The following is a 20,482-nucleotide window of genomic DNA, read 5'->3' as shown; positions in this document are numbered from 1 at the left end:
AGAGTAAGATTCATGGAACTGGAACACGAAAGTAAACGTCCACTATATATTCCCTATTCTGGCCCAATTCTGTTGGAATTCCCCCTGCTGAATAAAGGCAGCGCTTTCACTGAAGAAGAACGTAGGAACTTTAATCTTCACGGTTTATTACCGGAAGCGGTCGAAACCATCGAAGAACAAGCTGAACGTGCCTATCGGCAATATCTTGATTTCAAAAATGATGCAGATAAGCACATTTATCTGCGAAATATTCAGGACACTAACGAAACCCTGTTCTACCGCCTGCTGGATGCCCATTTGAACGAAATGATGCCAATCATCTACACCCCAACCGTGGGTGAAGCGTGTGAGCACTTTTCCGATATTTACCGCCGTGCCCGTGGCCTGTTCATCTCACATCCAAACAAAGCACATATTGATGATATGCTGCAAAATGCGACCAAACAAAATGTAAAAGTCATCGTTGTTACCGATGGTGAGCGTATCCTCGGTTTGGGTGACCAAGGTATTGGCGGTATGGGTATTCCTATCGGTAAGCTCTCCTTATATACCTCCTGCGGTGGTATCAGCCCTGCTTATACACTGCCAGTCGTCCTGGATGTAGGCACCAACAACCCACAACGCCTGAATGATCCGTTATATATGGGCTGGCGTCACCCACGTATCACCGGTAAAGAATATGATGAATTCGTAGACGAATTTATTCAGGCTGTTAAACGCCGCTGGCCAAATGTGCTACTGCAATTTGAAGATTTCGCACAAAAAAATGCCATGCCTCTTCTTAATCGCTATCGCCACGAGATTTGTTGCTTTAATGATGATATTCAGGGAACTGCCGCTGTTACGTTAGGTAGCTTAATTGCCGCCAGTCGCGCGGCTGGCCGTCAATTAAAAGATCAAACGGTCACCTTCCTCGGCGCAGGTTCTGCCGGTTGCGGCATTGCAGAACAGATCGTCGCCCAGATGAAATCAGAAGGTTTAAGTGACGAACAGGCTCGTGCCCGTATTTTCATGGTTGACCGCTTCGGTTTATTGACAGACAAGCTGCCAAATCTATTGGATTTCCAGAACAAGCTGGTGCAGAAAAGCAGCTCATTGGCTAAATGGGATGTAAACAACGATTCAATCTCGCTGCTTGATGTTGTCCGTAATGCTAAACCGACAGTATTGATTGGTGTTTCAGGTCAGGCAGGTTTGTTTACAGAAGAGATCATCCGTGAGATGCATAAACATTGTGAACGCCCAATCGTCATGCCATTATCGAATCCAACTTCCCGTGTTGAAGCCCGTCCCGAAGATATCATCAACTGGACAGATGGTGCCGCTCTGGTTGCGACAGGTAGCCCATTTAATCCGGTAAAATATAAAGATCAGGAATATCCAATAGCACAATGTAACAACGCCTATATCTTTCCCGGCATTGGTCTGGGTGTCATCGCATCAGGGGCCAAACTGGTTACTGACGGTATGTTGATGGCAGCAAGCCGAACATTGGCGGATTGCTCACCCTTAGCCCAAGAAGGTCAAGGTCCGTTACTGCCACTTATCGATGATATTCAAGAAGTGTCACGCAAAATTGCTAAACAAGTCGCCAAAGAAGCACAAATACAGGGCGTTGCCACTGTGACCTCAGATGGAGCACTGGATGAAGCGATTGAACGCAACTTCTGGAAACCTGAATACCGCGTGTACAAACGGACTTCATTCTGATTTTTATCATTAAAAATACGTAAAAAGCTTGTTATACCCGTCATCTTTCAAGTTGCCTCTTTGTTGGCTGCACTCTCTCACCCCGGTCACATCGTTATCTATGTTCCCGGGGATTCGCTCCCTTGCCGTCTCGATGCATTTTGAAATCCATAGGGTATAGTTCTCTTTTACTATCAAGCTTTTTTCTTATAGAGAAAACTTGCTTCGAAATTTCAGGTAAAGTAGCCTTTAACAAATCCAGTCATTAATGTGTATAAGGCAAAAGCATGTGGAATCGCCTGATAACAAGTCTGTTATTCATCACAGGGATGCTGATACTGACAGCTATTGCACTTGACCGCTGGATGAGTTGGAAAACAGCCCCCTATGTCTTTGATGATCTCAAACAACTTCCTGAACGTGAAGTGGGTATAGTACTTGGTACTGCTAAATATTACCTCTCTGGTGCGCCAAATCAGTACTATATGTACCGTATTCAGGGAGCCATTAATGCTTATAACAGCGACAAAATCAAATACTTGTTACTGAGTGGTGACAATGCTCAGCAAAGTTATAACGAACCGGTCACTATGCGCAGGGATTTGGTAAAAGCGGGTATTCCTGCTGCAAATATCGTACTGGATTTTGCTGGTTTCAGAACACTTGACTCAATAGTCAGAACCCGGAAAGTTTTTAACACTAATGATTTCACGATTATTACCCAACGATTTCATTGCGAACGAGCCCTGTTTATCGCTATGCATATGGGAATTGATGCTCAGTGTTATGCAGTTTCAACCCCCAAGAATATGATTACCGTTCGATTACGTGAAATCATTGCCCGTCTTGGTGCTTTGACTGATCTTTATATTCTGAAACGCGAACCTCGTTTCTTGGGCCCGTTGATCCCTATTCCTGCTCCGTATAAGGTACCAAAAGGTATGACTAATTACCCCGCCGTCACTCCAGAAGAGTTACGGACAATGGATAAAACCCAGCTTAAGCCGACCGGGCCAACACCGCCGTGATATCACGCCACCGCTGTTCTACTGGCCCTTGCGGGTGACGACGTAACCACCAGCATGAAAAAAGAATATTCACCGCCCAAATGGGAAGAATAAAGGCAAGTAGTTCCAAACGGCTAAATTGACCAAACAACCCAAAGTTATAAAATAGCAGGGTGCAGATTAAGGTTTGTAGCAAGTAATTACTCATCGCCATTCGCCCAACCTGATTGAACCAGTAATTAATTCGCCAGCATGAAATGACCGGCCAGAAACCATATATTAAAGCCATATACCCCAGTGCCTGAAATGGCGTTACCAACTCAGCAAGGATATAACCGACAATACCTGACCAAAAGTAATCCCAATTATGGATATATTGGAAAACCACAGAGAATATCTGAACAGCAATACTGAGCGGTATCAGCACTAGCGCCACATTTCGATAATGGCTCACTGAAAATTCACCTTTTAGCCAACCATTACGCATTAATCCAGCACCACATGACATAATACCGATAAGCTGCCAACCATACTGAACAAACAGCATGACCATCATCAACATGACCTGATTGAAACGCTCTTTTACTGCCAGCCATCCACCAGACGTTTTCCAATATGTTTCGTATAACATCTGGAATTCCGTCAACTGCCAAGAAACATCATTAGATTCGCCGCTGGAAAAAAAGCCGAGAATAAACAATAGCACTAATCCGATCAGATAAAAAATAGCGCCTTTCATAAATAACCGGTTACTGGCGCTATTTTGGCTAATCAATTGAAAACTGAAAAAACCTGCTAAACTATACGAGAGCAAAATATCGCCATCCCAGAATAGGATACCATGTCCCATTCCAATTAGAGCAAGTATGGTTAATCGTGGATAATTCCAGATTTTGCCCCTTGGTAATAGTAACTCCAATGCTGCACCAAATAAGAAGGCCAAAATACACAGGAACTTTCCCTGAACAAGGACGCTAAGTACAGACCAGACAATCAAATCAGTTAAAGAAGCTGAACTATTATATACCGGATTCAAATAAGCGGCGGATGGCAAAGCAAAACCGGAGATATTGAGTAGCAATATCCCCAGTATTGCCAAGCCACGAATACTATCCAGTGAGTCAATTCTCTGGCAGGCCATGTTTATATCCCGGTGTAAAAATTACACATGGCGAGTTGTACGTAAAAACTCTTGACGGGTATTTTGGCTAGATTTAAACAATCCCCCCAGAGAGGTTGTTGTCGTGGTACTGGTTGCATCACGGATACCCCGCGCTTTCACACAGTAATGAACCGCATCAATCGATACGGCAACATTATTGGTACCAAGGAGTGTCTGTAATGCAATCAAAATCTGCTGGGTCAGGCGCTCCTGAACCTGTGGACGCTGAGAAAAAAATTGCACAATACGGTTAATTTTAGACAACCCAATCACTTTATCTTTTGGAATATAGGCAACCGTCGCCTTGCCATCAATGGTCACAAAATGGTGTTCGCAGGTACTGGTGAGTGTGATATCACGAACGGTCACCATTTCGTCCACTTTCATTTTATTCTCTATCAATGTGATTTTCGGGAAATTGCTGTAGTCCAATCCTGAAAAAATCTCATCGACATACATTTTCGCAATACGACCTGGGGTTTCTGCCAAACTGTCATCACGCAAATCGAGATTCAACAGTTTCATAACTTCCGTCATATGCTCCTCAATCCGCGCTTTGCGCACTTCCGGTACCAATGCCTGACCACGCAAAGGCGTTTCAAGGCCACGAGTTTCCAGCGCCGAATGCACAAGCTCAGCTTCTTTACTTAAGGATGACATTATTTTCTCCAAAGACATTACTTTCCATCATCTGGCGGGTAGTAAAATTCAAGTCATGAATACTATCACTGAAACAATCACGACTAACAGATAACTATTGCACACACTGTAAATGAGCACGTGGTGATTATCCAGTGATTGCTTTTCATAATTATACCCGTCATCTTTCAAGTTGCCTCTTTGTTGGCTGCACTCACCCACCCCGGCCACATCGTTATCTATGCTCCCGGGGATTCGCTCCCTTGCCGTCGCGATGCATCTTGAAATCCATAAGGTATATATGAATTTTTTACACACGCCCTCCACCGGTCAGTTTATTCCTGTCACAAACCAATAACCCGGCAATGACCAAGGTAATCAATGCAACATATAACGCTGGCTCCAATCTCCCGGTTATTGTGGTAGAAACCGCTGACAGCATCGGACCAATTAGCTGCCCGACAGCATATCCGGTGGTTAACAATCCGGCCATATAACGGCTATGTTCTGGCGCTAATTCACGCCCATATTGAAACGCCATTTGCACCACACACATAAACCCCCCACCAACCAACAAAGAGCTTAATGCCAGACCACCTATTCCCGGAATGATCTCAGCGATAAGAATGCCCACAGCCTGAATCCATAAAGTGATCGCAAGCCGGATTTGAGTTGTCAGCATATGACGGGTCAGAATAGCAAAACCAATGCCGATGACTGCGGCACCACCAAATATTGGCCAGACAAACTGCGCAAACAAGCTGCCAGGGAAACGATCACTCGCCATTTGTGAAAGAAAAGTCGCAGGCAAAATATAACCAAAACCCGCTAAGCTGTAACTCCATACCAACCGCTTAATTGCAGGCGTCAAAGTCAGTTTCTTCACCTCAGCCTGTGAACGGTGTAACTCACCACCACGGGGTAAATGCCGACTAATATAGATACTACAAATCAGCGCCAAAATGCCATACAACATCCATGCTTCGGCAGCGCTCACTTGCCATGCTTGAATACCAATAGCAAGGATACCAGTAACGAATATCCCGACTCCCGGTCCCGCAAATATAGCAGCACTCAACGCAGGACGATTCAATTTAGCCAACTGTTCATTGGCCCATGATGTCACCAATACCAATGTCCAGCCACTTGCCCAACCAATAAGAAAACGGGCAATACTGTGCAATATCGCCCCATACAGTAGCGCAGAGAGCAATGTGATAATCACTGCTCCCCATAATCCGGCCCAAAGCCGATATTCAATCAAACGGTGCGCCCGCATTGCATCGTAAGAACCAGCCAGATATCCCAAATAGTTAAAAGCCGCAACGATACCTGCCCCAGTTAGACTAAACTGGAATTCTGCGATCATTAAAGGCACTTGAGGAGTGAAGGCAGTACGCCCAATTCCCATAGCGACGACCAGCGCCAAAAATCCACTCATTGCGATATGAAAAGCGAGGTAGCGGTGACTTTGTTGAGGAGAAGTTGAATTGTTCATAGCCATAAAATGTTATTTTTTTAATTTATTTCTCATAAGCCATAACAAAAATCAAATAAAATACACACTTTTAATTAACAAAACTCCAGAAAAACGTAAATTATTTCTGCCCATAAATAAAAAGTCAGTAAGCAATTAATGACAGTATCTGGAACATCGGAGTATATGAGTTTTCGTCCTCTGCTCCATTTATTTATTTTTACCTCTACTCAGTTACCTCTATTAAGGTTAAATCGAGTTTTACAACATAACATTAGCTGAATTAACCAAGCTTCCACACAATATTGTCCACACAATAATGCCAAAATAGTACTAACAAACTTGTCTATACCTTATGGATTTCAAGATAGATCGCGACGGCAAGGGAGCAAATCCCCGGGAGCATAGATAACGATGTAGCCGGGGTGAGTAAGTGCAGCCAACAAAGAGGCAACTTAAAAGATAACGGGTATATAAGAGATATGATTCATCATGTTATGTACAAATATTAATAAGGAGCATTGTTATGTATAAAGCATTTCAAGGTAAGACGGCTATTGTAACCGGTGGTGGAACCGGTATAGGACGGGCTATCAGTATTATGCTGGCGAAACAAGGTGCTGCTGTCGCAGTGATCTATTCACAAAGTGAACTTGAAGCGCAGGAAACAACAGAGGCCATTATCAAGGATGGGGGACAAGCTATCGCGATAAAAGCAGATGTTGCCGACGAATCGGCTGTACAAGCCATGATAAACACCGTCGTGGAAAAATTTAGCGGGATCGACTATCTGGTAAATAACGCGGCGACAACTAGGCAACTTCAATTTGAAGATCTTGATGCCATATCTAGCGATATTTGGGATGCCATTATTGATGTTAATGTGAAAGGCACATTTCATTGTTGCCGGTATGCGGCACCTTATCTTAAAGCAAGAACAGGGAGTGCTATCGTGAATGTCGGTAGTATCGCCGGCGAAACCGGCCTGGGCTCTTGTATCCCCTACGCCGCTTCCAAATCAGCAGTTCACGGACTGACAAAATCCTTAGCTCGGGCACTGGCTCCATCGGTCAGGGTTAACTGCGTAGCGCCAGGTGCCGTTGAAACAAGATGGTGGAAAGGGAGAGAAGAGAAAATGCATACGCTTTGCACTTATTTGCCCTTAGAAAGAATTTCAACGCCAGAAGATGTTGCAGAAATAACCTTAATGTTGTTAAAAGCAGAATCGATGACAGGACAAATCATAACCGTTGACAGTGGTCAAACCTTATAAGCGCTTATTCACTTTCTAACTCACCCCGGTCACATCGTTATCTATGCTCCCGGGGATTCGCTCCCTTGCCGTCGCGATCCATCTTGAAATCCATAGGGTATATACCCTATGGATTTCACATGTCGCGGCGTTTTGGATAACCAACACCAATATCGCCGTGTTTATGGAACATACGAGCAAAGTCAAATATCACTCACACATATGATGATCTCTGCCATAATGCCACTAATGAAAAACCTTATCTGGGAGCATCATTATGGATCACTGTCATACCTCTGAATTGATCTCTTTGCAGCAGGCGTTGGAAAAACTTCTGACGCAAGTTACACCACTGACTGACACAGAAACCGTCAGCCTCCCGCAAACATCAGGACGCATTACTGCAACAAATATTATTTCTCCTATCAATGTGCCCCCTTTTGCTAACTCAGCAATGGATGGTTATGCCGTACGCCATGCGGATTTAAACAGCAATAAACCACTGCCTCTGGCAGGAAAAGCACTGGCTGGCGTACCTTTTCAAGGAGAATGGCCAATTGCAACTTGTATCCGCATTATGACTGGTGCACCGATTCCCATAGGCGCTGATACGGTCATTATGCAGGAGCACGCAGAAACTACTGATGATGGCATCGTTTTCACTCAGCCAGCCAAGCAAGGTCAGAATATCCGTCTGGCTGGCGAAGATATTGCTAAAGGTGCAGTAGTTTTGTCGGCAGGCAGCAAATTATCCACCGCTCAGTTACCCCTAATTGCATCTTTAGGCATCACCGACGTTGAGGTGGTTCGCAAATTAAAAGTCGCCATTTTCTCGACCGGCGATGAGCTACAAGCTATCGGTCACCCACTTAAGGAAGGGCAAATTTATGATACCAACCGTCTTGCCGTTCGACTGATGCTGGAGAAACTGGATTGCGACGTTATTGATTTAGGGGTTATTGCAGACAATCCTCAAGCTTTACGCCATGTTTTTGAGGAAGCAGATCAAAAAGCAGATTTAGTCATCAGCAGTGGTGGCGTTTCTGTAGGTGAAGCAGACTACACTAAGCAGATACTGGATGAATTAGGCGAAATCAGTTTCTGGAAACTGGCAATGAAACCGGGTAAACCTTTCGCTTTTGGCAAACTAAAAAACGCCTGGTTCTGCGGTTTGCCCGGTAATCCAGTTTCAGCCGTTCTCACTTTCTATCAATTAGTTCAACCTTTAATCGCGCGTCTATCCGGTTTTACGGCATGGCAACCCCCTATGCGTATGCGCGCCAAGGTCACCACGCCATTGAAAAAGAGACCAGGAAGAATGGATTTTCAACGGGGCATTACTTCGGTGAATGAACAAGGTGAACTAGAAGTTCGTACAACAGGACATCAAGGCTCTCATATATTTAGTTCATTCAGTCAGGGGAACTGCTTCATTGTTCTGGAACGTGAACGTGGACAGGTAGAAGTTGGTGAAAATGTTGAAATCGAATTGTTCAATCACTTACTGAAAAATGAATAATGACCATTGAACTAACAGATGCAGAAACCCTACGCTATAACCGCCAGATTGTTCTACGCGGGTTCGATTTTGACGGTCAGGAAAAATTGAAATCTTCGGCGATCCTGATAGTTGGTGCCGGTGGTTTAGGTTGCGCAGCATCCCAATATTTGACCGCAGCAGGTGTGGGAACAATAACACTGCTGGATTTTGATACCGTTTCTCTCTCAAACTTGCAACGGCAGATCCTACATCGAGATGAACGTATCGGCATGGCTAAAGTGCATTCAGCCCAGTTGACACTCCGAGCAATAAACCCACATGTCACGATTAAAACCGTTAATGGATTACTGGAAGATCAAGCGCTAGATGAACTTATCAGCCAGAATGATGTTGTCTTGGATTGTACTGATAATGTAACAATCCGCGAGCAACTGAACCGCCTGTGTCTGGCAAGGAAAACGCCACTGGTTTCCGGCGCAGCTATTCGCATGGAAGGACAACTCACTACATTTACTTATCAGCCAAATGCCCCCTGCTACCGTTGCCTGAGCAGACTGTTTGGCGAAAATAATCTAACGTGCGTGGAAACGGGAGTTATGGCACCATTGGTCGGTACCATCGGTACATTACAGGCAATGGAAACCATCAAACTCCTTACTGGATATGGCAAAGTCAGCAGTGGAAAGGTTTTACTGTTTGATGCGATGACAATGCAATTTCGTGATATTAAATTACTTAAAGATCCCAATTGCGAAGTGTGCAACAGTTAATTTATCCACCGATAGAAATAACAAGCAATAGAAATAACAAACAATAGAAATAACACGCCCCGGTTATCTCAACCAGGGCGATTTATGCCACAAGATGATTACTCAATAATTCCCTGACTTCTTAGATATTCATCATAAGTACCTTTGAAATCAATGACCTTATCAGATTTAATTTCCATCACTCGGCTTGCCAATGAGCTAACAAATTCCCGATCATGAGAAACAAATATCAAAGTACCTTTATACAATTCAAGCGCAAGGTTCAAAGATTCAATGGATTCCATATCCAAGTGGTTTGTTGGTTCATCCATTATCAGAATATTTGGCTGTTGCATCATCAACTTACCAAATAGCATCCGTCCTTTTTCGCCACCCGATAATACTTTGACTTTTTTCTTAATGTCATCCTGGCTGAACAACAAACGGCCTAATACACTACGAACAGCTTGTTCATCATCCCCTTCTCTCTTCCATTGACTCATCCAGTCAAAAACTGTCAGATCACAGTCAAAATCACTAGCATGATCCTGAGCATAGTACCCAATGCTACTATTTTCAGACCATTTAACTACACCACTGGTTGGCTCTGTTTCACCAACGAGCGTTTTCAAGAAAGTTGTTTTACCAATACCGTTAGCACCAATAACAGCGAGTTTTTCACCAACTTCCAGCAGGAGATTAAGATTTTTAAACAGAGGGCCATTATCATAGCCTTTAGTCAAACCTTCCAATTCCAGAGCATTACGGAACAATTTCTTATCTTGCTCAAAACGGATATAAGGATTCTGACGGCTGGATGCTTTAACTTCTTCCAACTGGATTTTATCAATCTGACGAGCACGCGAAGTCGCCTGTTTTGATTTAGAAGCATTAGCACTAAAACGGCTGACAAAAGACTGCAATTCCGCAATCTGTGCTTTCTTCTTCGCATTATCAGCTAGCAGACGTTCACGAGCCTGAGTGGCGGCAACCATATATTCATCATAATTACCGGGGAACAGACGCAACTCACCGTAATCAAGATCGGCCATATGAGTACAAACTGTATTCAGGAAGTGACGATCATGGGAAATAATAATCATGGTGCTGTTTCGTTCATTCAGTATTTGCTCTAACCAACGAATAGTATCAATATCCAGGTTATTCGTCGGTTCATCCAATAACAGAACATCAGGATTAGAAAACAGCGCTTGAGCCAGCAATACACGCAATTTCCAGCCTGGTGCCACTTCGCTCATCAAACCGTAATGCTGTTCTACTGGAATACCAACACCTAACAACAACTCTCCGGCACGCGCTTCGGCACTATAACCATCCATCTCGCCATAAGCGACTTCCAGATCGGCAACGCGATAGCCATCCTCTTCACTCATTTCTGCCATGGCATAGATGCGGTCACGCTCCTGCTTTACCTGCCACAGTTCCGTGTGCCCCATAATCACGGTATCCAACACCGTGAACTCTTCAAAAGCAAACTGATCCTGACGCAGTTTACCAATACGTTCATTGGGATCGGTGCTGACATTGCCGACAGAGGGTGTCAGATCACCTCCCAGAATTTTCATAAAAGTGGATTTACCAGAACCATTAGCGCCAATCAGACCATAACGGTTACCGTTGCCAAACTTGACAGAAATGTTTTCAAACAGGGGCTTACTGCCAAACTGCATGGTGATGTTGTTTGTACTTAACACTGCGTTCGCTCTTACATTTAGAAACAAAAGGAAAATCGGAAAAATCGATAACGGCGCATTATGCCACAATAGTGTTAAGAGATCGCGGGGAGTTTTGAGCGTTATTCGAGCTATACCCGTTATTCTGAAACAGATATTACACCAGCCGCTAATCAATAGAATAATTCATTCTGGTACTCTGAATGACAAAACGATATCGTGATTTAATTTTATGCGGAATGTGCTTTCAAATCAGGCAAAAAGAAGAAAATAAGAGAAATCAATATTGGCACACTGCAAATAAACATATTAGGGATTAATGACATTACGTTCACAATAATTTCCTTTTTACAGTTTTTTCATCAAGGATGTAATAGTCCCTATAGTGAATATAATTTTGCCTAATTATCCAAATATTTGCTAATCAATAAATCAGTAAACTTCTTAGCAATAATAAAGACTTATCAAATTAGTGCGTTTATAACTACTCAAAATAAATACAATCTGTTACTAAGTTATACTCATTCAATATTACAACATATTAACATCTCATCAATATAATGATGAATTAATGCTCAAAAAAATAATAAAATTATTATCATTCATCATAGACCCAGCGGCCTATTTTTGTTTGTCATTATAGTTGTTTTATATATTAGTTATTAAAAACATAGACATATTTTATCATTTATATCTACGTTTTTAAGTACGAAAATATAATTAACCGGTTGTTATTTTATAATAAAACACCAAGATCAAAAAAATTGACTTTTATCTGAGAGAAAAGGTATCTTAAAAAACATCGAGACAAAATAAATCTTTTTATCTACACCAATGAATAAATAGCTTGCTTTTAATTTTAATATTTTAAAAGATTAAAATTATTAAAAATGGTAATAAAATGGTGATAACGATAAATAAAAAGACTCAGATATAAAAATTGACTTTTAGGAAACATAAAGAAACGGAATTCTAATAAGAAGTAAAAATAAGCTATCCAATATAGCTAAGAAGGTTAGTTCCACCCCAAGTGATTTTATATAACCATAACAGGTTGAATTAAAATCCTGGAATTTATTAATTATATTTTTAAAATCAATCACAAGAGGTAATATTATGTCAGAGATCGAAGTAATTTCTTTAAAAGCACCAATTAGCGTTATTGCAAAAGTAACTAACAAATCACCATATAAACTTAAACTTATCCAGGATTCTATTCGTCTGGATCAAGGTGAGTGGACTACTCTTCCTCCTCAAGTCATTAATAGAAGCAATGATAGCACACCTGGAAAAGCGATTTGGAGAAGTGATTCAAACAGCCTGATAGGTGGTGTTGCAGGGCGCTGTACTTATGTATTTGTGGATAGCAAAGGCGAAATCTATAGTATCTATATTACATGGAGTAACCCTTTGATTGGCAGCAGCAGCTACTCAATCTCAACCGATTATTTAGGTGATGATTTACATTTATCCTATACAGCAGATGGCGGTAATAATCCAGTAGTAGAATATATGATTGTAAGCTAATACTTAATCACTAGTATTAACAACCATTCCTGTGAGAAGATATTTTAATTAATATCTATACAACAGGAATGGTTTATTTATTTCGAGAAACAACATTTTTATTTACCTTAATTAAAGGTAAATGCTGATTATTTCTGTACCACCCTCTCTTTTATTAAAGTGGATCATATCTCCATTCTGGCTAATACAATCAACTCAACCTGATTAAAATAGTGACTTCTAGCCACTATTTTTAATTCTCTTATCAGTTTAAATTCTATTTTCTGGTTTCTTATTTACACATTACAATGATATCGCTTTTTTATTATGAAATTGATTTTAATATGTTTTTATAGATGGCGACCGATAAGTATTAAAACGATCGAGTAAGATAGCAGGATCTTGCTCAATTATTGCCATATGACGATATTTTTCATGTAAGAATTGTTCATCAGCCATTTTATTAATCATCGCAATTAACGGATCATAAAAGTTATTAATATTAAGAATACCGCAAGGTTTCGTATGTAACCCAATCTGACTCCAGGTAAATACCTCACTGAACTCTTCCAATGTGCCAAAACCCCCAGGCAAAGCAACAAAACCATCAGCTAACTCAATCATTTTGTTTTTACGCTGATGCATAGTTTCAACAACGTATAATTCTGTCAGATTTTTATGTGATATTTCCCGCGACTCCAATAATGTTGGAATAACACCAATGACTTTCCCACCCTCTGCCAAAACCGTATTAGCAACAGTTCCCATAATGCCCACACTTGCGCCACCATAAATGAGCGTAAGATTACGTTTAACCAATTCCTTTGCGAAGATAATGACATTTTCTTTATAGATTTCAGATATACCCAGACTTGAACCACAATAAACAGCAATACTTTTCATTATCTTAGCTCCTGTTACTTTACCTTCACATGAAAAATAGGATTATATACCCGTCATCTTTCAAGTTGCTTCTTTGTTGGCTGCACTCACTCACCCCGGTCACATAGTTTGCTATGCTCCCGGGGATTCGTTCCCTTGCCGTCGCGATCCATCTTGAAATCCATAGGGTATACGTTAGTATCACAATCATACAACTCACTTATAAAACTGATACCAAGAAAACAAAATAAAAACGGTTTCTTTCATATTCAATATTAGCATTAATCATAACTTATTCTTAATTATATCCGTTATCTTTCAAGTTGCCTCTTTGTTGGCCGCTCTCGCTCACCCCGGTCACATAGTTTGCTATGCTCCTGGGGATTCACTCCCTTATCGTCGCGATCCATTTTGAAATCCATTGGGTATATTATAATATGAAATCAAGCATCAATCAGATGATAATAAATACCTTCATCACTTGTAATTCCTAAATTATCAACATATTAAAATACAATGTAAATCCATACCAGAATTATACACCAATAATGAAATTTAATCTCACTATAAACATATAAAATAGTCTAATAAATGAAAAATATTTCGCTAAAATTATATTCTCTAAACCTATTGAGTTATCTGCATTTCACTGCGAAGATTATCGGTCAGATCACTTGATTTTAATTGAGGTTTTGCCCGGATGTCTCCTTCCAAGCTCCAAAAGAGTGCCTTTCCATTAATACCTGTAATACTGTTACTACTTGCTATGACATCAATTCAGGGCGGTGCTTCTCTTGCCAAAACGCTGTTTCCGGTCATCGGTGCACCGGGTGTTACCGCACTGCGCCTAGGTCTTGGAACTCTCATTCTGTTTATTATTTTTAAACCCTGGCGCCTGCGTTTTAGCCGAAAATCCATCATGCCACTGCTTACATATGGTATTGCTCTTGGCGCGATGAATTATACATTCTATATGGCACTAACAACTATTCCTTTAGGTATTGCCGTGGCCCTTGAATTTACCGGCCCATTGGCTGTAGCTATGTTTTCATCACGCCGACCAATAGATTTTCTTTGGGTGGCATTGGTTATCGCCGGCTTAGCTTTCCTACTCCCCATTGGCAATAATAATATTAATAGTTTAGATCCTATAGGGATTATTTATGCACTCAGCGCAGGTGTTTGCTGGGCACTGTATATTATTTTCGGCCAACGCGCCGGTGCAGGTCATGGAGCAGCAACGGTGTCTATTGGTTCATTTATCGCTGCTATGATATTTTTCCCTGTCGGTTTAATACAAACGGGGCCAGAACTATTATTTGATATGTCAATTCTCCCTCTGGCACTGGCAATTGCGATTCTGTCTACTGCATTCCCATATACACTAGAAATGATTGCCCTAACCCGTTTACCTGCACAAACATTTGGTACTCTAATGAGCCTTGAACCCGCACTGGGTGCGCTATCTGGTATTGTGTTTCTGAATGAACATTTAACTATAACGCAATGGCTGGCGCTGTTCTGTATTATTTTTGCCTCCATCGGTTCTACATCAACAATAAAAAGAAAACCTAAAATCACCGAAGTTGATTAATCATTTTATTTAATCGAAATGAAATAGAAGCCGGAGGAGTAAAGTCATTCTCCGGTTTTTTATAAATAAAGAAACTCATTCATAACAAAATTATTCACGCAGATTTACCTGATAAATTATTATACTTTTCAATATTAATCTAAGAATTTTATAGTGAATATTTCCCTATAAAAATTAACTATTGATTTAATAGGAATAAACTATATGATTTAAGACTAATATCGAGTTACATTCATCTCGCCAACGAAAAATTCATTATTAACATCCAGGGGAAATTATTAAGCACATTGGAACATGCGTGGCAAAAATTTCATTTCCATCCATGAAATGCTGGATACCTTTCGTGCCACAATTATTGAACATTCAGATATCTTTGCAGAAAGAGTCGTACAACTTGGTGGAATAGCTCTCGGTACCGTACAAGAAGTTAATAGACACACAGCACTGAAAAGCTACCCAACAAATATCCATGACGTGCAGGACCATCTAAAAGCACTGGCCGACCGTTATGCTGTTGTCGCTAATGATATCCGCAAAGCGCTGAACGAAGTTGAAGATGAAAACACCGCAGATATGTTAACCGCCGCCTCCCGTGATCTCGACAAATTCTTATGGTTTATTGAAGCAAGCGTTGAGCAGTAAAATATAAAGAGCCACCATATTATGCACCCTATGGATTTCAAGATGCATCGCGGCGGCAAGGGAGCCAACAAAGAGGCAACTTGAAAGATAACGGGTATAGAGCTCTGAGACTTACAGGCCCCTATTAACACAGGGGCCTGTTTACATTAGCCTTTCATTACCAAGATCCGACACGGCAAAACATCATAAAATGCCCTCCATTCGGATAAATTTCGTCATATTCTTTAAAAATCAGTACAAACTGTCTATAATCCACACTTATTTTCAGAAATAACTTGAGGAAATAGCAAAATGGACAACGAAGTAAAAGACAGCAATGGCACCCTACTTAATGATGGCGATTCTGTACAGGTCATCAAAGATCTAAAAGTAAAAGGCACATCAGCAACGTTAAAACGCGGCACTTTGATTAAAAATATCCGTCTTACCCATCGTGAAGATGAAATCGAATGTAACGCAGATAAAATCAGAGGGTTAGTACTGAAAACCTGTTTTCTGAAAAAAGTAGGATAAGTCGCCTTTTCTATCGATTTTATTTACTGAATTTGCCGATAAAAAAGGGGGGATAGGGCTGCTCAGGGGCAACCTTGTTAAGCAGTAAGCGAAGCGAACTAACAGATACGCCCCCCTTTCTTTATACCTATGCTTATAACTATCGTTAAGGCAATCTAATATCTTTTAATTTTTCTCATATAAAAAATTAACATTCACAAATAAAACAGGGACAATTAAAATCATCCCCAAACAAATAAATATTTTTTTATAAAATCATTCAATCTCAATATAGCGCACTCTTCTTACAGCGTCTTAGCTCACACCGTAGGCATGCTACTGTTTTCTAATAAATACTAAAAAGTTGACTTTTTATATGCCGTACTGTATAAAAAAACAGTAATATTAATGCAAGGAAATCCAATATGGAACCAACAATCATCATCCCCGGTCATTTATGCACATCCGAGTTATTTGCCTACCAAATACCTAATCTTTGGAAGCATAGTTCCGTTACAATACCATCAATACTGGAAGGTAGTAGTCTTACAGAAATGGCGAAAGATATCATCCAGAAGGCACCTTCCTATTTTTCTCTTGCTGGCATGTCTATGGGAGGTTTCATTTGTCTGGAAATAATGAAGTTAGCTCCGGAGCGCGTAAGCCGATTAGCTTTACTTAATAGCTCTGCGCGTCCAGAGACAGAAGAGCAAAAAAAGATGAGAGAAAATTTACTAAATAAAACCACTCTGGAAAATTTCGAAGAAATCTTAAAAAATATGGCTACCACAGGAGTGCACAAATCTCGTCAGCACGATAAAAATCTTATAAATACTATTATTCGCATGGGGAAAGAAACTGGCTTTGATGCTTATGTTCGTCAATCCAAGGCTTTGGGTGATCGTACAGATAATCGAAATATTTTAACCCATATCAGTGTACCTACATTGGTTCTTGTCGGTGACAGTGACACCATAACTCCACCTGAATATTCAGAAGAAATGGCTGAAAAGATACCAAACGCAAAATTAATTAAATTATACAGGTGTGGACATGCCACAACACTTGAGCAGCCAGAAGAAGTGAACAAAGCGCTCATCGAGTGGTTAAATATGAGTTAACCTATCTATGCACGATGATATTATTTCAACATATCAAACAGTTAAATTAAACGGAAGTTAGAATATGTTAACATACAATAAAGCTCTAGAGTTCTTTGGTTGTGATTTCAAATTTCCCCACACAATTAAAGAACTTCCAGAGAAGTTATCCGATTTGAAAGATCTTGAAATTGGTTTTTTTAAAACAAGTGATGAGGTATCTCTCTCTTTTTGGAAGGCCGGTAAAGGAGAAACTTTAATATTCATCCCCGGTTGGTCCTCACATGGTGCAGAATATATAAATATAATATATCTTCTCAGCAAGAAATATGAAGTTTATGTATTGGATCAGCGTAATCATGGTTTATCTCAAAAAGTAAATTATGGAAATAGAATTTCTCGTTTTTCTGCTGATCTTCATGAATTTATTGTTGCTGTTAATATAAAGAAAGCATATTTCTGTGGGTGGTCTATGGGATGTTCGGTACTATGGAGCTACATTGATCTTTTCGGATTGGAAGTAATAAAAAAAATAGCATTGATTGATGAACCACCTTCTATTTATTGCCACGCGGATTGGTCAGAGGAAGAAAGAATTAAAGCAGGAGCTTTTACAAATTCGCCAGAAGCTTTGATAGACGTCTACAGTGGAAAAATTCCCGGGAATAAAATGTTCTTTAATTCTGATATACTTAAATATTATACAACAGAAGGAGCACCCGCATTTTTCAATTCACAAACCTTTGCCAATGAATTTGTTCCACAAAGTATAGATGATTTGAAATCAGTACTATTTGAACATATTTTAAATGATTGGCGAGATGTTATTTCCCATAAAATAACCGTTCCTACTTTAATTTTTTCAGGTGAAAACAGCGACTGGATAGAAAGCCAACAATGGATTTCATCTACTGTACCAAAAGGGGAAATTATAATTTATGGTCGGGAAGAGCATGGAGATCACTTCTTAGCGCTTAAAGATCCATTAAGATTTTCAAAGGATCTTTCTGCTTTCTTTTATTAAAAAACAGGAGAAAAGAATGTTTACCGGACTAAGTGCTTTTCCTTTAACACCGCTGTATGACAACAAGGTAGATGAGAAGACATTTATCTCGCTTATTGAAAATCTTGTTGAAGCTGGAGTGGATTCTATCGGCGCACTGGGATCGACGGGTAGCTACGCCTATCTTACATTATCGGAGCGCGCGCATGTCGCCCGACTGGCTGTTGAACATGCGAACAGTATACCGGTGATGGTCAGCATTGGAGCGCTGCGTGTAGCGGATATACTCAGCCTTGCTGAAGATGCTCAACACGCGGGTGTTAGCGCCGTAATGCTGGCACCTGTTTCTTACCAGCGTCCCACACCGGACGAGGTGTATTCGCTCTATGAAGAAGTCAGCCGTCATCTATCCGTACCGCTTTGCGTCTATGATAATCCTGCAACGACAGGTTTTGAATTTAGCGATGAGCTGCTGATTAACATTGCCAATTTACCGTCTGTCAGCTCGCTCAAACTTGCTCGCTTGCCGCAGGCACTGTCTCTGGCTACACAACAGGTGAATGCGCTTCGCTCTCGCCTTCCCAGCCACGTTTCGCTCGGAATCAGCGGGGACTGGCAAGCGGCGACGGGCCTCTATGCTGGATGTGATGTCTGGTTCTCTGTCATGGGTGGGCTTTTTCCGCGAACTGCACTGGCTATCACTCGCGCAGCAAAGGATAATGATACAAAAACGGTACAGATGTTGTCGGCTACCCTTGAACCTGTCTGGAGGCTCTTCAAAACCTATGGTAGCCTCAGGGTCACCGCAGCCGCCGCTGAGTTACTGGGCAAAGTAACCGCCCCTTGTCTTCCCTTTCCACTCAAGTCATTATCAGGTCAGCCCCGTGATCAGCTAGGCACCATTCTCGAAGATTTAAAAAACCTTATTTAAACCAAATGATGAAAAATATGATCGCCGGAGATTTTCTTTTCCGGCGAAGAGACGTCTTTCTTTACACCATCGTGCTTGTAGATGATGCGACTACCTTACCTACGTTATTTAGTTCAATCTATATCACTTATAGGAGATATAGTATTCAAAAATTCTGGTAAAGGCGAATAATAAAGCCTAAGCTATATTGACAAAATTGTAGCTTTAAAGCTACAGTGTATCACATGAATACGATTAAACATTATCTCACCCCCGACGATCGGGATTTGTATATGGAGTTCCTGAAAGGGATTCGTGACCCGATAGCGAAATCAAAAATTTCGTCGCGGGTTAACCGGATGGTCACAGGAAATTTTGGTGATCATAAACCATGCAGAGAAGGTGTCTGGGAGCTTCGTATAGATCAGGCTATTACATGCCTGAAAGATTACTTAAAGAGGTGATTATGGCCAAAGCACGTTTACATGATGATGCGATGGTGCAGCTTCTCCGCGAAGACCCTGAATTTGCGCAGCATTATCTGCATCAGGCTTTTATTGATATGGATGAAGAAGGCGGGCAGGAAGCGTTTCTAATGGCATTGCGCCACGTAGTAGAGGCGCGTGGAGGAATGGCTCAAATTGCTGAAAAAGCAGGCATTTCTCGTGAGACACTGTATCGCACACTGTCGCCGAAAGGCAATCCAACACTCAAAACTCTGCGTAGCGTCGTTGCAGCAACAGGGTTCCAATTCTCGCATATTGCTACGATAGCTTAGTCTTTGATTGATTGGAATGATAAAGTCTGGATGGCGATGATATATACCCTATGGATTTCAAGATACATCGCGACGGCAAGGGAGAGAATCCCCGTGAGCATAGATAACTATGTGACCGGGGTGAACGAGCGCAGCCAACAAAGAGGCAACTTGAAAGATAACGGGTATAGATTATATTTTTGTCATATCAGCAAAAGACTTCTGCATTTACTGCTCTTTTTTATTGCAATTTATCTCATGATAATAAAGCCTTTCTTAATTAAATATTATACCCTATGGATTTCAAGTTGCATCGCGACGGCAAGGGAGCGAATCTCCGGGAGCATAGATAACGATGTGACCGGGGTGAGTGAGTGCAGCCAACAAAGAGGCAGCTTGAAAGATGACGGGTATACATGAGGTTTA

General features: G+C 41.1%; 23 protein-coding genes and 1 pseudogene. 15 read left to right on the top strand and 9 right to left on the bottom strand.

The features are described from left to right. Positions 1-12 precede the first annotated feature (12 nt). The gene (locus AACQ38_RS08725; protein ID WP_165577915.1) at positions 13-1,710 is read left to right on the top strand and encodes an NAD-dependent malic enzyme; all 1,698 of its coding nucleotides are present in this window, start codon (positions 13-15) and stop codon (positions 1,708-1,710) included. A 9-nt stretch (positions 1,711-1,719) separates the two neighbouring features. Here AACQ38_RS08725 and AACQ38_RS08720 read toward each other — a convergent pair whose 3' ends face one another. Further along, complete coding sequence (locus AACQ38_RS08720; RefSeq protein ID WP_158538157.1) at positions 1,720-1,887, bottom strand: hypothetical protein; 168 nt, start codon at positions 1,885-1,887, stop codon at positions 1,720-1,722. An 89-nt stretch (positions 1,888-1,976) separates the two neighbouring features. Here AACQ38_RS08720 and sanA point away from each other — a divergent pair, with 89 nt between their 5' ends. Then, positions 1,977-2,717: an outer membrane permeability protein SanA gene (sanA, locus tag AACQ38_RS08715; RefSeq protein ID WP_011145842.1), complete on the top strand. Its 741-nt coding sequence runs from the start codon at positions 1,977-1,979 to the stop codon at positions 2,715-2,717. Here the strand turns inward: sanA and yeiB are convergent. From yeiB to AACQ38_RS08695, 4 genes are read right to left on the bottom strand one after another with little or no spacing between them, the layout of a single operon-like run. Continuing rightward, positions 2,689-3,837 (bottom strand): DUF418 domain-containing protein YeiB, encoded by a 1,149-nt coding sequence (yeiB, locus tag AACQ38_RS08710; protein ID WP_165577914.1) that lies wholly within the window; start codon positions 3,835-3,837, stop codon positions 2,689-2,691. The two genes, sanA and yeiB, sit on opposite strands and share 29 nt — an antisense overlap. Before the next feature lie 21 nt (positions 3,838-3,858). After that, on the bottom strand, positions 3,859-4,518 hold the full coding sequence (folE, locus tag AACQ38_RS08705) for a GTP cyclohydrolase I FolE (protein ID WP_011145840.1): 660 nt from the start codon (positions 4,516-4,518) through the stop codon (positions 3,859-3,861). Positions 4,519-4,566: 48 nt separating this feature from the next. Continuing rightward, positions 4,567-4,815, bottom strand: a complete 249-nt coding sequence (locus tag AACQ38_RS08700; RefSeq protein WP_165577913.1) for a hypothetical protein — start codon at positions 4,813-4,815, stop codon at positions 4,567-4,569. Further along, positions 4,808-5,995, bottom strand: coding sequence for a YbfB/YjiJ family MFS transporter (locus AACQ38_RS08695; protein WP_165577912.1), 1,188 nt, complete (start codon positions 5,993-5,995; stop codon positions 4,808-4,810). The genes AACQ38_RS08700 and AACQ38_RS08695 overlap by 8 nt, the downstream gene beginning before the upstream one ends. 505 nt (positions 5,996-6,500) lie before the next feature. Between AACQ38_RS08695 and AACQ38_RS08690 the strand changes: the two genes are divergently transcribed. Then, positions 6,501-7,247, top strand: a complete 747-nt coding sequence (locus AACQ38_RS08690) for an SDR family NAD(P)-dependent oxidoreductase (protein ID WP_011145838.1) — start codon at positions 6,501-6,503, stop codon at positions 7,245-7,247. Positions 7,248-7,262: 15 nt separating this feature from the next. On the opposite strand, the gene AACQ38_RS08685 is transcribed toward AACQ38_RS08690, so the two are convergent. Next, complete coding sequence (locus AACQ38_RS08685) at positions 7,263-7,394, bottom strand: hypothetical protein (RefSeq protein ID WP_278249234.1); 132 nt, start codon at positions 7,392-7,394, stop codon at positions 7,263-7,265. 109 nt (positions 7,395-7,503) lie between these two features. Here AACQ38_RS08685 and moeA point away from each other — a divergent pair, with 109 nt between their 5' ends. Beyond that, positions 7,504-8,745, top strand: coding sequence for a molybdopterin molybdotransferase MoeA (gene moeA / locus AACQ38_RS08680; protein ID WP_165577911.1), 1,242 nt, complete (start codon positions 7,504-7,506; stop codon positions 8,743-8,745). After that, complete coding sequence (gene moeB, locus AACQ38_RS08675) at positions 8,745-9,497, top strand: molybdopterin-synthase adenylyltransferase MoeB (protein ID WP_011145836.1); 753 nt, start codon at positions 8,745-8,747, stop codon at positions 9,495-9,497. Before moeA ends, moeB begins: the two co-directional genes overlap by 1 nt. 98 nt (positions 9,498-9,595) lie before the next feature. Here moeB and AACQ38_RS08670 read toward each other — a convergent pair whose 3' ends face one another. Then, positions 9,596-11,191, bottom strand: a complete 1,596-nt coding sequence (locus AACQ38_RS08670) for an ABC-F family ATPase (RefSeq protein WP_113024880.1) — start codon at positions 11,189-11,191, stop codon at positions 9,596-9,598. Positions 11,192-12,286: 1,095 nt separating this feature from the next. On the opposite strand from AACQ38_RS08670, the gene AACQ38_RS08665 reads away from it, so the two are divergent. Beyond that, entirely contained in the window at positions 12,287-12,697 is a 411-nt protein-coding gene (locus AACQ38_RS08665; protein ID WP_011145834.1) for a hypothetical protein, read from the top strand. Positions 12,698-13,015: 318 nt separating this feature from the next. Here AACQ38_RS08665 and AACQ38_RS08660 read toward each other — a convergent pair whose 3' ends face one another. Then, on the bottom strand, positions 13,016-13,579 hold the full coding sequence (locus AACQ38_RS08660) for an LOG family protein (RefSeq protein WP_011145833.1): 564 nt from the start codon (positions 13,577-13,579) through the stop codon (positions 13,016-13,018). 25 nt (positions 13,580-13,604) lie between these two features. Next, a complete protein-coding gene (locus AACQ38_RS08655) occupies positions 13,605-13,769 on the bottom strand; it encodes a hypothetical protein (protein ID WP_158538161.1) in 165 nt (54 codons plus the stop codon). Positions 13,770-14,258: 489 nt separating this feature from the next. Between AACQ38_RS08655 and rhtA the strand changes: the two genes are divergently transcribed. From rhtA to AACQ38_RS08610, 9 genes and pseudogenes are all read left to right on the top strand, one after another. Then, entirely contained in the window at positions 14,259-15,152 is an 894-nt protein-coding gene (rhtA, locus tag AACQ38_RS08650; protein ID WP_011145832.1) for a threonine/homoserine exporter RhtA, read from the top strand. Between the two features lie 282 nt (positions 15,153-15,434). Then, positions 15,435-15,794 (top strand): annotated as a pseudogene (dps, locus tag AACQ38_RS08645) (DNA starvation/stationary phase protection protein Dps); the annotation flags it as partial. A 291-nt stretch (positions 15,795-16,085) separates the two neighbouring features. Further along, positions 16,086-16,307 carry an alkylphosphonate utilization protein gene (locus AACQ38_RS08640; protein ID WP_011145831.1) on the top strand — a complete coding sequence of 74 codons (222 nt, stop codon included), beginning with the start codon at positions 16,086-16,088 and terminating at the stop codon, positions 16,305-16,307. Between the two features lie 404 nt (positions 16,308-16,711). Next, positions 16,712-17,407: an alpha/beta fold hydrolase gene (locus AACQ38_RS08635; protein ID WP_011145830.1), complete on the top strand. Its 696-nt coding sequence runs from the start codon at positions 16,712-16,714 to the stop codon at positions 17,405-17,407. A gap of 64 nt (positions 17,408-17,471) precedes the next feature. Next, positions 17,472-18,410: an alpha/beta fold hydrolase gene (locus tag AACQ38_RS08630; RefSeq protein ID WP_165577910.1), complete on the top strand. Its 939-nt coding sequence runs from the start codon at positions 17,472-17,474 to the stop codon at positions 18,408-18,410. Positions 18,411-18,426: 16 nt separating this feature from the next. After that, positions 18,427-19,320, top strand: coding sequence for a dihydrodipicolinate synthase family protein (locus AACQ38_RS08625; RefSeq protein WP_165577909.1), 894 nt, complete (start codon positions 18,427-18,429; stop codon positions 19,318-19,320). A 224-nt stretch (positions 19,321-19,544) separates the two neighbouring features. Then, a complete protein-coding gene (locus tag AACQ38_RS08620; protein WP_165577908.1) occupies positions 19,545-19,763 on the top strand; it encodes a hypothetical protein in 219 nt (72 codons plus the stop codon). Between the two features lie 2 nt (positions 19,764-19,765). Then, positions 19,766-20,077 (top strand): addiction module antidote protein, encoded by a 312-nt coding sequence (locus AACQ38_RS08615; protein ID WP_207631815.1) that lies wholly within the window; start codon positions 19,766-19,768, stop codon positions 20,075-20,077. A gap of 30 nt (positions 20,078-20,107) precedes the next feature. Continuing rightward, positions 20,108-20,476 (top strand): hypothetical protein, encoded by a 369-nt coding sequence (locus AACQ38_RS08610; RefSeq protein ID WP_207631811.1) that lies wholly within the window; start codon positions 20,108-20,110, stop codon positions 20,474-20,476. The last annotated feature ends 6 nt before the right edge of the window (positions 20,477-20,482 follow it).

The organism is Photorhabdus sp. RW14-46, assembly GCF_963887965.1.
GTDB classification, from domain to species: domain Bacteria; phylum Pseudomonadota; class Gammaproteobacteria; order Enterobacterales; family Enterobacteriaceae; genus Photorhabdus; species Photorhabdus laumondii.
This window is presented reverse-complemented; position numbering and strand designations above follow the sequence as displayed.

Coding starts and splice junctions, on each gene's coding strand:
- moeB (WP_011145836.1), top strand. CDS start 8,745: ATGACCATTGAACTAACAGATGCAGAAACCCTACGCTATAACCGCCAG.
- AACQ38_RS08695 (WP_165577912.1), bottom strand. CDS start 5,995: ATGAACAATTCAACTTCTCCTCAACAAAGTCACCGCTACCTCGCTTTT.
- moeA (WP_165577911.1), top strand. CDS start 7,504: ATGGATCACTGTCATACCTCTGAATTGATCTCTTTGCAGCAGGCGTTG.
- AACQ38_RS08610 (WP_207631811.1), top strand. CDS start 20,108: ATGGCGATGATATATACCCTATGGATTTCAAGATACATCGCGACGGCA.
- yeiB (WP_165577914.1), bottom strand. CDS start 3,837: ATGGCCTGCCAGAGAATTGACTCACTGGATAGTATTCGTGGCTTGGCA.
- AACQ38_RS08725 (WP_165577915.1), top strand. CDS start 13: ATGGAACTGGAACACGAAAGTAAACGTCCACTATATATTCCCTATTCT.
- folE (WP_011145840.1), bottom strand. CDS start 4,518: ATGTCATCCTTAAGTAAAGAAGCTGAGCTTGTGCATTCGGCGCTGGAA.
- AACQ38_RS08630 (WP_165577910.1), top strand. CDS start 17,472: ATGTTAACATACAATAAAGCTCTAGAGTTCTTTGGTTGTGATTTCAAA.
- rhtA (WP_011145832.1), top strand. CDS start 14,259: ATGTCTCCTTCCAAGCTCCAAAAGAGTGCCTTTCCATTAATACCTGTA.
- AACQ38_RS08620 (WP_165577908.1), top strand. CDS start 19,545: ATGAATACGATTAAACATTATCTCACCCCCGACGATCGGGATTTGTAT.
- AACQ38_RS08640 (WP_011145831.1), top strand. CDS start 16,086: ATGGACAACGAAGTAAAAGACAGCAATGGCACCCTACTTAATGATGGC.
- AACQ38_RS08635 (WP_011145830.1), top strand. CDS start 16,712: ATGGAACCAACAATCATCATCCCCGGTCATTTATGCACATCCGAGTTA.
- AACQ38_RS08655 (WP_158538161.1), bottom strand. CDS start 13,769: ATGATTGTGATACTAACGTATACCCTATGGATTTCAAGATGGATCGCG.
- sanA (WP_011145842.1), top strand. CDS start 1,977: ATGTGGAATCGCCTGATAACAAGTCTGTTATTCATCACAGGGATGCTG.
- AACQ38_RS08665 (WP_011145834.1), top strand. CDS start 12,287: ATGTCAGAGATCGAAGTAATTTCTTTAAAAGCACCAATTAGCGTTATT.
- AACQ38_RS08690 (WP_011145838.1), top strand. CDS start 6,501: ATGTATAAAGCATTTCAAGGTAAGACGGCTATTGTAACCGGTGGTGGA.
- AACQ38_RS08660 (WP_011145833.1), bottom strand. CDS start 13,579: ATGAAAAGTATTGCTGTTTATTGTGGTTCAAGTCTGGGTATATCTGAA.
- AACQ38_RS08625 (WP_165577909.1), top strand. CDS start 18,427: ATGTTTACCGGACTAAGTGCTTTTCCTTTAACACCGCTGTATGACAAC.
- AACQ38_RS08615 (WP_207631815.1), top strand. CDS start 19,766: ATGGCCAAAGCACGTTTACATGATGATGCGATGGTGCAGCTTCTCCGC.